Here is a 13,316-nt window from a genome sequence, read left to right on the forward strand (position 1 = left end):
TTGTGTCTGAGCTGGGTATAATGCCACATCTATTTTGACGAAAAGACCTAAATACAAGGTGAATCCGTGTCTAAAAAATCTTTACAAGTGATTGAGCTTTTTGCTGGCCTGGGCGCCGATGGCAAGCCCATTGTCGAGCAACTCCATGTGCGTGAACTGGAGGACGGCAACTTCCAACTGGTGCAATCGCCCGCTTTTGCCAAAGGCCTGGCGAGTGGCGATGTGGTAAAAATGCTGCGCGATACCCGCGAGTTTGACCTGGTGCAGCGCAGTGGCAACCTGAGTATCCGCGTCTTTAGCCGCAGCGATATCCAAGCGCTGGCCGACCTGCTCACCCCCGAGCTGGAGAAGCTGGGCGGTGAACTGGATCGCGAAACCCCGCGTATGCTGGTCTATTCGATCCATGTCAGCTGCGGGTTCAGTGCGATAGAAAATATCCTCAATGAATTTGTTGGCCGCGATGGCCAAAGCGCCTGGATGTACGGCAATGTCTACGACCCGACGGACGGCCAAACACCGCTCAACTGGTGGCAGGATCTGCTTAAACCCGAATAGCCCTTTCCTTTTGATGTGATACCCCGCGCCTATGTTGCATGTTATTTCCCCGGCTAAAACCCTGGACTTTGAAACCCCACCAGCCACCGCTGTCCACAGCCAGCCGCAGTTTCTGGAGCACTCGCAGGCGTTGATCAATGACCTGCGCCTCTTGCCGCCAGCGCAGGTGTCCAAGCTGATGTCCATCAGCGAAAAGCTGGGGCAGTTAAATGCGCAGCGCTTTTTGGAGTGGCAACCGCCCTTTACGCCAGCCAACGCCAAACAGGCGCTGCTCGCGTTTAAGGGCGATGTTTACACGGGTATGGCGGCGGAAACCTATGGGCCAGCGGATTTTGAGTTTGCCCAGCAGCACCTGCGCATTTTGAGCGGCCTGTACGGCCTGCTACGGCCGCTGGATTTGATCCAGCCCTACCGCTTGGAAATGGGCACCGCCTTTGCCAACCCGCGCGGCAAAAACCTGTACCAGTTTTGGGGCGATATCATCACCGACCAGCTCAATGCCGAGCTGGAGCAACAGCGCGAGCGGGTGCTGGTGAACCTGGCCTCCACCGAGTACTGGGGCGCGGTAAATACCAAAAAATTACACGCCGAGGTGATTACCCCGGTATTCAAAGACCAGAAAAACGGCCAGTACAAGATCATCAGCTTTTTTGCCAAAAAAGCGCGCGGCATGATGAGCGCCTACATAGTGCAAAACCAGCTCAGCGATGTAGAGCAACTGAAAAGTTTTGACACCGCCGGTTATGCCTTTAACAAGGCCATGTCGTCGCCACAGGAATGGGTATTCACCCGCGCGGAATCCCCTTGAGCCGCCGCAAACCCGAACAATTTCCATACAAATTGACTAAAAAACCAGTTTTCTGACGCCAGAATTTCGACTATTCTCTGCCGATGCCAAAATCAGGAGCTTGGCATACCTCTTCTAATAACCCGATAGGATATCGCCCATGAGCCTGAGCAACGTCTACCTCGATCATGTGATCGCCCGTTTGTCGCGGGTGACCGAGGTAGCTTATCGCCGCATTTTTAATGGCGCGGCGATTTACCACCATGGGGTTCAATTTGCGCTGGCGGTGAACGACCAGCTCTATTTCCGCGCCGATGAAATGTCCCGTGCCCTGTTTCAACAGCGGGGCATGCACTCGCTACAGCCGCGCGGTGTCAGCCTGCAGTCAGACTTTTTCCAACTGCCCAATCAGCTACTGGATACCCCAGATGAGCTGCGCTATTGGGTGCGTATTGCCGTTGAAGCGTCCAGCGCCGATTACCCGGTGGAAGAGGAAGAAACCAGTGTTATCAGCCTACCACCGCGCCGGGCGCGCGCCTGATTTAGCGCGCCAGCTGCAAGCGCGATAATTCTGGTCTAGGCTCTAGGGATAACAGCTTGGGAGCAGGCAATGGCGATACGAATTCTAGTGGTGGACGATGCCACGTTTATCCGCGACATGATCAAAAAACAGCTGCGCGACAAAATCCCGGGCGTAGAGATTATCGACGCGCCCGATGGTAACCGCGCGCTGTCGCAAATGAAAAACCAGACGGTGGATATGATCCTCTCGGACTGGGAAATGCCCAATATGACCGGCGCCGAATTACTCACCGCCGTGCGCGCCATGCCCAACGGGGGCGACATCCCCTTCATTATGATTTCCAGCCGCGGCGACCGCGACCATATAGTGAAGGCGATTCATTTGGGCGTTTCTGACTACCTGTCCAAACCCTTTTCCGCAGAAGAACTGCTGAAAAAAGTCTTCAAACAACTCAAAGCCGCCGGCAAAACCCCGGTCGCCAGCGCACGTAGCGCCAGTACCCAGGGCATAGCCTTCGCCTCAGTCGATGTATTAACCGGCGGCGCCAAACCCGCTCCCAAACCCGCCGCGCCCGCCGCCAACCCTTTTGCCAACAACAGCGCCAGCGCGCTGGGCGCCAAACCCGCGGTGCAGGCAGTGGCGCCGGCCAAAACCGTCAAGGGCAAAGCGCAGCTGCGTTTTTCCAATAACCGTACCTTTGGGGTAGTAATCCGCGAAATGTCACTGCAATTAATGAGCGGTTTAATGCAGCGCAATGATGACTTGCCGGGGCTATTTGAGCAGGCGGTGGTGGATATAGAAACCGGTGACGGCGACAGCCTCGCGCGCGTGAATGGCTATGTGCACAGCCTGCAAGCAGGTGAGGGCAGGCCGGATACCAACGTGGTGAAAATCGTGATTCGCTTTGTGGATAACGATGCCGAAAAGTTTGAGACGCTGTCCAAATACATAGCGCAGATGTAGGCTTTGCCGCGCCAAGCTCAACAAATATCAGCCCGCCATCAACAAACGCCGCCCGGCTAACTATACTCAAGCCATTCGCTGATGCTCACCCTTGGCGCTACAGGTTGCTTTCATGGTTGGTTCCACCGTTTTTTCCCGTCACTCCTTCTGCGGTTTGCTGCTGAGCGGGCTGTTAGCCGCTGGCACCCAAGCCGCTCCCGATCACAGCCTTTCCGGATTTGCCACCCTGGGCTTGGTCTCCAGCACCAATGACACTCTGGTATTCCGCCGCGATGTCTCCCAGGACGATGGCAGTTATGACAATTCCATCGAATGGCAGACCGACAGCCTGGCTGGTGCCCAGTGGCAGACGCGCTGGAGCCAGCAGTGGGATACCAAGGTGCAATTGGTCGCCAAAGAGCGCTTTAACAAGGGCTTGGATGAAACCGTCGAGTGGGCCTTTGTGGGCTATCACCCACGCGAGCGGCTGGATGTGCGCCTGGGGCGTTTAGGCGCCGATATTTTTACCCTCTCCGATTATCGCCAAGTGGGTTACGCCTACCCCTGGGCGCGCCCGCCGCAGGATTTTTATGGGCTTTTATCGATTTTTCATTTGGACGGTGCAGACATCACCCAGAGTTTTACGTTGGGTGATACCGACCTGAGCATCAAAGGCTTTTACGGCAATCACGATCAAAAATTCCCGGTCGGCCTACGCTCATCCGGGCATAGCCGGCTCAATTTTGACACTGGCGGCCTCAGCCTCACCGCCGAACGTGGCTTTTGGAAACTGCGCTACACCTACGCCAATGTGAAGGTTAAAAACGATGCCACCGGCGGCCTGGTGCGAGCGCTGGAGCGCGCCCTGCCCTACTGGCCGGAGGCCGCTACCCTGGCCGGTTTGAGTGAAACCCATGAGCGTGACTTTAGCTATCACTCGCTGGGTGTTATTTACGACAACAATCACTGGTGGCTGCGCGGGGAGTTTAGCCATCTGGAGAGTGACGTAGGCCTGGTGCCACAGAGTGAGCGCGCCTACCTGAGCCTCGGCAAGCAGTTTGACGACCTGACCCTCTACCTTCTGGGCGGCTACTCCAAACCGCGCCGCGCCCTGATTCAAGTGCAGGCGCCCCAGAACCTGCCCAGCCCGCTGGCCGAACAGCTGGCACAGTTGGCATTAGTCACACGCAGCAGCCTCAATGGGGTGCGCATAGATCAATCCAGCCTGGGCGCCGGTATCCGCTGGGATTTCGCCCCCAAAATGGCGCTTAAATTGCAGATCGAAGAATTCCAAATCGATGCCAATGGCACCAACCTGTGGTTGCGGGTCGACTCCAGCCAGACAGTGCGGGAAAACCAGCACAGCAGGGTAACCAGCCTCACCTGGGATATGTTGTTTTGATGCGCAAATTACTGCCCATACTACTGCTGTGGCTACCAACCAGCGCCTTCGCGGCTGAGATACTGGTGGTAGTGCATGCCAGCAACCCGCTGACCCAGCTGCAGCCCAAGCAGGTGGTGGATTTGTTTATGGGGCGCACCGCCTCTTTCCCCGGCGGCACGCCAGCGCGCACCCTGGATTGGAATGCCGGCTCGCCGCTGCGTGAAAGTTTCTATAAAGCGCTCACGGGAAAAAGTGAAGCGCAGGTGGATGCCTACTGGGCCACGCTGATCTTTGCCGGGCGGATGTCGCCCCCCAAACAATTTCCCGACGCCAAGAGCATTATTGCCGCCGTCGCCAAAGACCCCAACGCCATTGCCTATGTGCCTACCCAGCAACTGCCCAAAGGCGTAAAAGTGGTGATGCAGCTCGGGGGTGGGTCATGAACCTGCGCAGCCTGCATATCAAAGTCTCGGTGAGTGTGGCCGCCGCCGCTATGGTGGTGGTCGCGCTCTCGGCGCAATTCTTTTACCAACGCAGTTATGAAAAATCCTTTGCCGACAGCCAGCGCTCGGTGCGCCAGCTGCTGGAAACCGTGCAGGCCACCGCCGCCATCGCCGCCTATGTGGGCAACCGCGAACTGGCCCAGCAGGTAGTCACCGGCCTCACCCAAAACGACATAGTGGTAGGCGCGCGCATTCAAGCCGAAAACGAAGTGCTGGGGCGCGATGGCAAAAGCGCGGACGATGTTCGCCAGAGTCTGGTCGCCGTTACCCTTTACGCGCCTTTTGATGAAGAAGAAACCGTAGGCACACTGGCCGTAGTACCCAACGGCCCGCTGATAGAAGCCCGCGCGCGCGACTCCGCCATGGCCACCGCCATAGGCTTGGCAGCACAGGCGGCTGTGGTCGCCCTGCTGGTGTTGATTCTGGTCTATTGGCTGATGACTCGCCCGCTGGCGCAACTCTCGGGGCGCTTGCATCGCATCACCCCGGGCGATGGCGGACGGGTAGAGGTGGCCGGCCGGCATAACGGCGATGAAATTGGCCAGCTCAGTGGCGACATCAACGCGCTGCTGCACACCGTAGAAGCCATGCTGGAAGAGGAGCGGCAACTGCGTCACCGGGTGGAACAACTGGAAACCCGCTTTCGCGGCATTTTTGAGGACAGCAGTGCCGGTATCTTTTTGGTGCGCGAAAACGGCCAGCTTATTACCGCCAACCCCGCTTTTTTCCGGCTTACCGGATTTGATGAAACACAGGCGGCGAACAGCCGCCAAACCAGCCTATTGGAACCCGTATTTCTGGATGCACTGGAGGCCGGCTCACTGATCCAACTCGCCGCCCTCACCGGTCGCCCCCACTCAGCCGACCTGCGTTTGCGCCGGGCCACTGGCGATGGCCGCGAGCGCTGGGTGCACTGTATTTTTTCACCGGCGAGCAAGACCCAGCAGACCGCCACGGTGGAAGGTGTGATTTACGACGTCACCGAGCGCAAGTACGCCGAGCAGCGCTCGCGCGAACTGGCCGAAACCGACACCCTGACCGGGCTGCGCAATCGCCAATCAATAGAGGACGCCCTGCACCGCTTGATCAACCAGCGCGGCGTGAGCGATACCCGGTTTGCGGTACTGCTGATCGACCTCGACCGCTTTAAATTTATCAACGACAACTACGGCCACGATGCCGGCGACCGGGTATTAGTGGCCATTGCCCAGCGCCTGCGCAAACTGGTGCGCGACTCCGACCTGGTCGCCCGCATTGGCGGCGATGAATTCCTGCTAGTGCTCAACCACGCCGGCAACCTGCAAATGGTGCAGCGTATTGCGCAAAAAATTCTGGATGCCCAGCAAGCGCCTATCGAAGTCCAAGCCGGGGTGCTGGAGACTATCGGCATGAGCATTGGTATTGCGCTCTACCCCGAACACGGCGACAACCCGCTCAGCCTGCGCAAACACGCCGACCAGGCCATGTATCAGGTCAAACACAGCGGCAAAAACCGTTTTGCCATTTACGACCCGGCCCACAACCAGCCCACCAGCCACCTTGAAACCAACCGCTAACCCTGCGCCGGGCGCGGTGATAATAGAGCAAATAAATACGACAAAATGTAAACGATTACATTTTTATTGATGGCATATTTGAAACGTTTACACACAAAAAAGCCTTAATTTTAGGATTAAAAACCCAATAAAAGCCCATTTCAGACAAAATATTTACTTTTGTTGCTTGCCCGTTTTCATCGGCCTGTGTAGCATTTTCCCTATCAACCACAACCATTCGACTGCCCTGGCTCTTGCCGGCAGGCAGCGTTTTTGAGTCATCACCATGAAACAGCGTAAACCTATAGTTATTGCCAACTGGAAGCTCAATGGCGGCCTGGATCTTATCTGCACCTCGGTAGCCTCCTTTATTGGCAAACACTTTGCTGCGCAAATTGCTATCTGCCCACCCTATTTGTACATGCGCGACATGCTCACCTTTTTGCAGTACTCGGAATTGCAAATTGGCAGCCAGAACGTGAGCCGCTATGAGTCGGGCGCCTATACCGGGGAAACCTCGGCGCAAATGCTCAAACAGGCCGGCTGCTCACTCTGCCTGATCGGCCACTCGGAGCGCCGCGCCATGTTTGCGGAGAATAACGAGGGCTGCAAAATCAAGGTGAATACCGCGCTCAGCCACGGCTTGTTACCGGTGTTGTGCGTGGGCGAAAACAAAGCCGAGCGCGAGGCCAATATCACCGAACAAGTGCTATTCAAACAATTGAGCGAAGGTCTGGGCGGTTTGGATCTGGCCGGTAGGGATTTATGCATCGCCTACGAACCGGTGTGGGCGATTGGCACGGGCCTCGCGGCAACGCCTGCTATAGCTCAAGCGGTACACCAATTTATTCGCGCCGAAGTGACCCGCCTGTTTGACAGTGAAGTCGCAAACCGCGTGCGCATTTTGTACGGCGGCAGCGTAACCAAAGCCAACGCCACTGAATTATTGCAGCAGCCGGATATAGACGGTTTGCTGGTGGGTGGCGCGAGTCTGGACCCGGGCCATTTCCTGGCAATTTGTGAACAGGCCTCGGACCTGGCAGAGCCGCATTAACTGTCGGCTCGCGTTTTTGCCAAGGCTGGCAGCAGGCGTATTTTTACAAACAATATTTCAACACCATTAACCAAAACATTTAGAAGAAAATTAAAAAAACAATCGGCGGCAATTTCGGTCATCCACAATCAACCACCCTCTGCGGGATAATTTCGGGAATTTGTGATGAACACTCTTGCCAATCTTGTTGCCCCCGGCGTTGCGACCGGCGACGCTCTCAATCAATTATTTGCTGCCGCCAAAGCGGGCGGTTTTGCCTACCCGGCGGTAAATGTCTGTAACACCAACACCATTAACGCCACGCTGGAAGCGGCGCGCAAAGTTAACTCCCCGGTAATTGTGCAGCTGTCACAGGGCGGTTCGGCATTTTTTATTGGCAAAAGCATCAAGCTCGATGGTCAGGGCAGCTCCATTTTGGGCTCCATCGCCGCCGCAAAATATGTGCATGCGGTTGCCGAAGCCTATGGTGTGCCGGTGATTTTGCACACGGATCACGCCGCCAAAAAACTCCTGCCCTGGATCGATGGTTTACTCGATGCCAGCGAAGCCCACTTTGCGCAAACCGGTAAACCCCTGTTCAGCTCGCACATGATCGATTTGTCAGAAGAGAGCCTGCAGGAAAATATCGAAATTTCTGCCAAATATTTAGCGCGCATGAAAAAAATCGACGTAACGCTGGAAATAGAATTGGGTTGCACCGGCGGTGAAGAGGATGGCGTGGACAACAGCCATCTGGATAATTCTGCGCTTTATACCCAGCCGGAAGATGTCGCCTACGCTTACGAAACACTCAGCGCGATTAGCGAGAAATTCACCATCGCCGCCTCCTTCGGTAATGTGCACGGTGTTTACAAACCCGGCAACGTGCAACTCACGCCGTCGATTTTGAAAAATTCGCAGCAATTTGTCAGCGAAAAATTTGCACTGCCCCACAACAGTTTGAATTTTGTATTCCACGGTGGCTCGGGTTCCGCGGCGAGTGAAATTGCCGAGGCGATCAGTTACGGCGTGGTAAAAATGAATATAGACACAGATACCCAATGGGCCTTTTGGCAGGGCACAATGGATTATTACAAAACCAACCAAGCCTATTTACAGGGCCAAATCGGCAACCCCGAGGGCGATGAAAAACCCAACAAAAAATTCTACGACCCACGGGTGTGGTTGCGCCAAAGTGAAGACTATATGGTGCAGCGTTTGCAGCAATCCTTTGCCGATTTAAATTGTATCAACCGTTACGTTTAACCCTCTTGCATTGGCCGGCACGCGTGCGCCGGCCAATGCTGCAAAAAATGGCGACAGGTAATTGCATGAAAAATTTATTCAGTGTGCTGCGCAGTGATGAAGTCAACGATGAACTTCTGCGCGTCATAGAAACTATTGTCGATGCCAGCAAAGAAATTGCTTTCCGCGTGCGCCAGGGAGCACTGGCGGGCGTGCTGGGTTCAACACAAGACGAAAATATTCAAGGCGAAACCCAAAAGCATTTGGATATTATTTCCAATCAATTGCTGAAAGATTTATTGCTCGCCAACAGCGCCGTGGCCGCTATCGCCTCGGAAGAGGAAGACACAGTAGTCGCCGGCCATGAGGCGGGAAAATACCTGGTGGCATTTGATCCGCTGGATGGCTCATCCAACATCGACATCAACGGCCAGATTGGCACTATCTTCAGTATTTATAGCGCGCTGGATTTAATTCCGCATCACAGCGAATTGCAATTCCAGCAGCAGGGCCAACAACAAGTTTGCGCCGGTTATGTGTTCTACGGGCCATCCACTTTATTAGCAATCACCACCGGCAAGGGCACACGCTGTTTTACTCTGGATTCAACCCAGGGCAATTTTTTACTCACCGCCGACAAAATCCAAATCGCTGCCGATACCCAGGAATTTGCGATCAATATGAGCAACGCGCGTTTCTGGAATCAAGCTATGCGCGCTTACATTGATGATTTGGTATTAGGCGAAACCGGCCCGCGCGCAAAACGTTTTAATATGCGCTGGAATGCGGCGATGGTGGGTGATGTGCACAGGGTATTAACGCGCAGCGGAATTTTTCTCTACCCCTCAGACACCCGCAACGCCAAACAGCCGGCCAAATTGCGTTTACTCTACGAAGCCAATCCAATGGCAATGCTGATTGAAAATGCCGGCGGTAAAGCCTGTAGCGAAACCCAGCGCATTTTGGATATACAACCGCAGCAATTACACGAGCGCGTCGCAGTGATCCTTGGCTCGGCCAATGAAGTGGATGAATGTTTGAATTATTTGCGCCGCTAATCAGCGGCGCTGTTCAAAGCGCAAGACTTTAGCAGCGCTCATTACACGATTAGCCAGCGCATTTTGCTGCTCGGCACTTTCCGCCAGGCGAGTGATGGCAATATCCGTTTCATTAATACCGGTGATCAATTGAATCAAACGCCCGCGCATGGATTGCGCGCGCTGGCTTTCATCCTGCGCACTGTTATTAATGCGTTGGGTCAGCACACTGGCCTCTGCGACTGCCGCTTCAATATTGTTGAGTGAATCCTGGGTGGCGCGGGTTTCCAGCAAACAATTCTGCGCACTTTCCTGTTCGGCATTAAGCCCCTGCGAAATCTGGCTCACCGAATTGCGCAATTGATCAATCATTTTTTTAATTTCGCCCGTCGCACTTTGTGTATCAAACGACAGCCGACGCACCTCTTCTGCCACTACCGCAAAACCGCGCCCATGTTCACCGGCGCGCGCCGCTTCAATCGCCGCATTCAGCGCCAGCAAATTGGTTTGTTCCGCCACACTTTGAATGGTGTCCAACACTGTGCCTATGTTGTCGGTAGCGCTGCGCAATTCCGCTAAAGTGGAGCAGGAGTGGCTCACCTGTTGTGCAAGAATTTGCACCTGCTCATCCACACCGGCTACACGTGCGCGACCTTCACTGGCCAATTGCGCGGCCTGCTGCACCTGTTGGCTGACCAGATGTAACCCCTGGGTCATTTGCGCTAGCGATTTCACCACGGCGTCAGTCTCTGCGCCGACGTGATTCATTTCGTGGCGCTGGCGCGCGGTTTCATCGCGGCATTGGCGCGTGGTAGTGACATTATCCAGCGCGCCCTGCAAACTTTGTTCGCTGGAACTGTTCACCTGCAGCATCACAGTATTTAATTCACTGAATAAATAATTTAACGAGCGGCCAATATCGCCCAGCTCATCTTTGCGCGATGCAGGGAAATTGCTGAGCAGGTTTTTATCCTGCGCCGATTGTTTAATCGCCGCCGCCAGGTGTTTTAATGGCTCACCAATATGCTGCGCAAATAAATAAGCGACCAGCGCCGCCAGCGCGGTGAGCACCAAAATCGCAATGGCCACACTGCGCCACAAGGTGCTGCGCAAACTGGCGAGTGGCGCAAATACTTCATCCGGATTTTGCTGGGCAACCAGTGCAAATGTTTGTTCACCCAATTGCAGCGGCTGCCAACTACTCAATACCGGGCGATCAAGATAATCGCGGCTCATACCACTACCAGTGCGCCCTGCCAAAGCTTGCGCTACCGCCTCGGTATGCGGGGAAAAAGTGCCTGTGGTTTTTTGCAGGCGCTCAACACCTGCCGCCGCATCGCGCTTATTGGCTGCTTGCAGCTGCGTTAGAAAATCCGTTGGCGCTTCCAACATAGGCCGCAATTCGGTGAGCAACAACCCCTCACTATTGGTGATATAGACATCGCCCGTTTTACCTAAACCCAAACTGATCCAATTGCGCTGCGCATTAATTATATTGCTCAGTTGCTGCGCCGGAATTTCCACCACTAAAAACCCCACGGGTTTATCCGGGCTTTGCACCGCGTGAAATACCGGCAGCCCCATGTAAGCAACCTGTTGGTTAAAACGCGCCGGGTTAGCGTAAAAACTTGAGAGCAAAACTTTATCTTTATCCGTGTTTTGTAACTGCGCACTTAACTGCGCCAGTGGCGATTGCGCAAAAGGTCCATTGATTAATGAGCTTCCCAACAAGGGGCTTTTATTCACCGAATAAATCACCGTTTGACTTTGTGCATCTATCAACAGCAAATCGCTAAAACCAAAACGTTGGCTTAAATCGCGAAAGCTGCTGTGGTAACGGCGATGTTGTTGACCGTAAATACTCGCATCACCCGCATCATCCAGCAGCGCTAATTGGCTAACATCCGCCGTATTTTTTTGCAGGTAATAATGTTGGATCAGCAGCGCTTCCTGCGAGAATTTTTCCAGCCAGGCACGGCTATCAATAATGTCGCCATTGGTTTGTGCGCGGTGATAAGGAAGGTATGTATTGTGGTACCACTGCTGCAATTCGCCGCGCAATTCTTCAGCGGCGCGACTGGGCACTTCGTAACGGTAGGAAGCAAAGGGGCGAACAAAACCGTAAATCGCCTCCTGCGTCATACGCCCATGGGCGAGTGCCAATAATAATTCTTTGTAATTGGAAAATTGCGCACTAACCGCCTGCGCACGCCCCGCCGCCAGCGCCTGGAACTGCTGCTCCAAATTGTGTGACAAAGCGCGATTGGATTCTTTAACCGCCAGCCAACCAGTGGTGCCGGCTGCCAGCAATACCGCAACACCAGTCAACAACATGGCGCCCAGCATTAAACGGGAGGAGATTTTCATAAACACACGCAGCATGGTTAATACACTGACAATCTAGGCGGTGTTTATGACAGTTTAATTACATTTGCATGACAGGGCTGATCAAAGGCTTACAGAACGAGCAAAATATAGGGCGCTATAAATTGCGCCCCTACCTAACGACGATACAATAATTTCAGGGCTGCCAATCACCCAATATTTTTTTGCGCGTGTATGCCTCTGCTTCTGTTGCATTTAATTGGCGGCGCTTGTTATTGAGCGCTGCGCCGGGGCCGCTGGAGTTGTATTCAAAAAAGCGGGCGTCTTGCGGGAGAAAATCTTTTTTGCTGCCGTCTTTGGCGGTGCCGCTCATGGAATACCAGCCGTCGGTAGTGATATGCGCATCCATCCAGCTATTGATAAATACCGTTTTGCCAATGGCATTGGGGTCGGCGTAGCGGCCATCGGCAAATTGGGTGGTGGGGTGCCAGGGGCGGCCGAGGGGGACGGAATTATCTGGCACTGATGCGGCGCGGGTGAGTTTGCAGTTAATAAATGTCAGGCCATAAACATCATTAATATTGGTGGAAGGTGCGGTGACATAACCGTGGGGCATACTTGCGCGGCCGCGTGCCAGGGTTTTTATTTCCGAATCGGTAAACAGTGCATTGCCCCGGCCAAAAATAAAATCCACGTTGCCGGCGATCAAACTCTTATCGAACCAGCTGCGGCCGCTGTTAACGTAAAGCGTGTCCTGATACCCCAGGAGTTTTACCTCGCGCGCGATAAATTTATCGCTGCCCATATCAAGAAATAAGGCTACCGCCTGGGTATTGCCAACACGTTCAGTGGCGCCCGGTTCCAGCGCATCGTTGCGCAAAAAATCAAATGAATTTTCCACCGTTAATTGTTGCAACAATACACCGGTTGCACGCACGGTGACTGTAGCCGAGCCGGAGGTGCCCCAAATTTGGCCTTTAGTGGCTCCCGCAAAACTGGCCTGTTGGCCGGCGTAGGCGTCGTAATGCAAACGCGTGGTATTTTTGTCGGCGCCGATTAAATGAATATTAGGTTTGGCGATAATTATTTTTTCGTAATACTCACCGGCGTGAATAAAAATGCGATAGGGCTTGGTTGAATCACCCGGCGCGGCTTCCAGTGCAGCGGCAATGCTGGTGAAATGATTGGCTGCCGTTGATTCTGTTTGGCTGACTACCGCCTCGTAACGCGGCGATGATTGATTGGCACAGGCCGTGATAAATAGGCTAAAAAATATAATCGCCAGAATAGAATAGTGTCGATAAAAAATCATAGCGCGATACCACTGTAGGGGCGCAATGTGTTGCGCCCGATTTAATTGAAACGGTTTATTGCAGGCTATTTATTACAAGCTGTTTATCAAAAAACAAAATATTGGGCGCAATAAATTGCGCCCCCACAAATAGGC

General features: G+C 54.0%; 13 protein-coding genes. 10 read left to right on the forward strand and 3 right to left on the reverse strand.

Features of this window, described 5'->3' with window-relative positions; all coding sequences use genetic code 11:
- Positions 1 to 66 precede the first annotated feature (66 nt).
- From ACFODX_RS03250 to ACFODX_RS03280, 7 genes are all read left to right on the forward strand, one after another.
- Positions 67 to 555, forward strand: a complete 489-nt coding sequence (locus ACFODX_RS03250) for a DUF4265 domain-containing protein (protein ID WP_378116018.1) — start codon at positions 67 to 69, stop codon at positions 553 to 555.
- Positions 556 to 586: 31 nt separating this feature from the next.
- Positions 587 to 1,363 (forward strand): peroxide stress protein YaaA, encoded by a 777-nt coding sequence (gene yaaA, locus ACFODX_RS03255; protein ID WP_378116020.1) that lies wholly within the window; start codon positions 587 to 589, stop codon positions 1,361 to 1,363.
- A gap of 139 nt (positions 1,364 to 1,502) precedes the next feature.
- On the forward strand, positions 1,503 to 1,883 hold the full coding sequence (locus tag ACFODX_RS03260) for a TfoX/Sxy family protein (RefSeq protein ID WP_378116022.1): 381 nt from the start codon (positions 1,503 to 1,505) through the stop codon (positions 1,881 to 1,883).
- Between the two features lie 69 nt (positions 1,884 to 1,952).
- Entirely contained in the window at positions 1,953 to 2,828 is an 876-nt protein-coding gene (locus ACFODX_RS03265; RefSeq protein WP_378116024.1) for a response regulator, read from the forward strand.
- A 112-nt stretch (positions 2,829 to 2,940) separates the two neighbouring features.
- Positions 2,941 to 4,209 carry a hypothetical protein gene (locus ACFODX_RS03270; RefSeq protein ID WP_378116026.1) on the forward strand — a complete coding sequence of 423 codons (1,269 nt, stop codon included), beginning with the start codon at positions 2,941 to 2,943 and terminating at the stop codon, positions 4,207 to 4,209.
- The gene (locus tag ACFODX_RS03275; protein WP_378116948.1) at positions 4,209 to 4,634 is read left to right on the forward strand and encodes a hypothetical protein; all 426 of its coding nucleotides are present in this window, start codon (positions 4,209 to 4,211) and stop codon (positions 4,632 to 4,634) included. The genes ACFODX_RS03270 and ACFODX_RS03275 overlap by 1 nt, the downstream gene beginning before the upstream one ends.
- Positions 4,631 to 6,250 (forward strand): diguanylate cyclase domain-containing protein, encoded by a 1,620-nt coding sequence (locus ACFODX_RS03280; RefSeq protein ID WP_378116028.1) that lies wholly within the window; start codon positions 4,631 to 4,633, stop codon positions 6,248 to 6,250. Before ACFODX_RS03275 ends, ACFODX_RS03280 begins: the two co-directional genes overlap by 4 nt.
- 55 nt (positions 6,251 to 6,305) lie before the next feature.
- Here the strand turns inward: ACFODX_RS03280 and ACFODX_RS03285 are convergent, their stop codons facing one another.
- Positions 6,306 to 6,467: a hypothetical protein gene (locus ACFODX_RS03285; protein WP_378116030.1), complete on the reverse strand. Its 162-nt coding sequence runs from the start codon at positions 6,465 to 6,467 to the stop codon at positions 6,306 to 6,308.
- A 48-nt stretch (positions 6,468 to 6,515) separates the two neighbouring features.
- Between ACFODX_RS03285 and tpiA the strand changes: the two genes are divergently transcribed.
- The 3 genes from tpiA to ACFODX_RS03300 all read left to right on the forward strand — a co-directional run bounded on the left by tpiA (position 6,516) and on the right by ACFODX_RS03300 (position 9,565).
- Complete coding sequence (gene tpiA, locus ACFODX_RS03290) at positions 6,516 to 7,283, forward strand: triose-phosphate isomerase (RefSeq protein ID WP_378116032.1); 768 nt, start codon at positions 6,516 to 6,518, stop codon at positions 7,281 to 7,283.
- 165 nt (positions 7,284 to 7,448) lie between these two features.
- On the forward strand, positions 7,449 to 8,528 hold the full coding sequence (fbaA, locus tag ACFODX_RS03295; RefSeq protein ID WP_378116034.1) for a class II fructose-bisphosphate aldolase: 1,080 nt from the start codon (positions 7,449 to 7,451) through the stop codon (positions 8,526 to 8,528).
- 65 nt (positions 8,529 to 8,593) lie between these two features.
- Positions 8,594 to 9,565, forward strand: a complete 972-nt coding sequence (locus ACFODX_RS03300; protein ID WP_378116036.1) for a class 1 fructose-bisphosphatase — start codon at positions 8,594 to 8,596, stop codon at positions 9,563 to 9,565.
- Here ACFODX_RS03300 and ACFODX_RS03305 read toward each other — a convergent pair whose 3' ends face one another.
- Complete coding sequence (locus tag ACFODX_RS03305; RefSeq protein ID WP_378116038.1) at positions 9,566 to 11,911, reverse strand: methyl-accepting chemotaxis protein; 2,346 nt, start codon at positions 11,909 to 11,911, stop codon at positions 9,566 to 9,568.
- Between the two features lie 154 nt (positions 11,912 to 12,065).
- Positions 12,066 to 13,181: a pectinesterase family protein gene (locus ACFODX_RS03310; protein ID WP_378116040.1), complete on the reverse strand. Its 1,116-nt coding sequence runs from the start codon at positions 13,179 to 13,181 to the stop codon at positions 12,066 to 12,068.
- Positions 13,182 to 13,316: the final 135 nt, after the last annotated feature.

The sequence above is a fragment of the Cellvibrio fontiphilus genome (genome assembly GCF_042646205.1).
Taxonomy (GTDB): domain Bacteria; phylum Pseudomonadota; class Gammaproteobacteria; order Pseudomonadales; family Cellvibrionaceae; genus Cellvibrio; species Cellvibrio fontiphilus_A.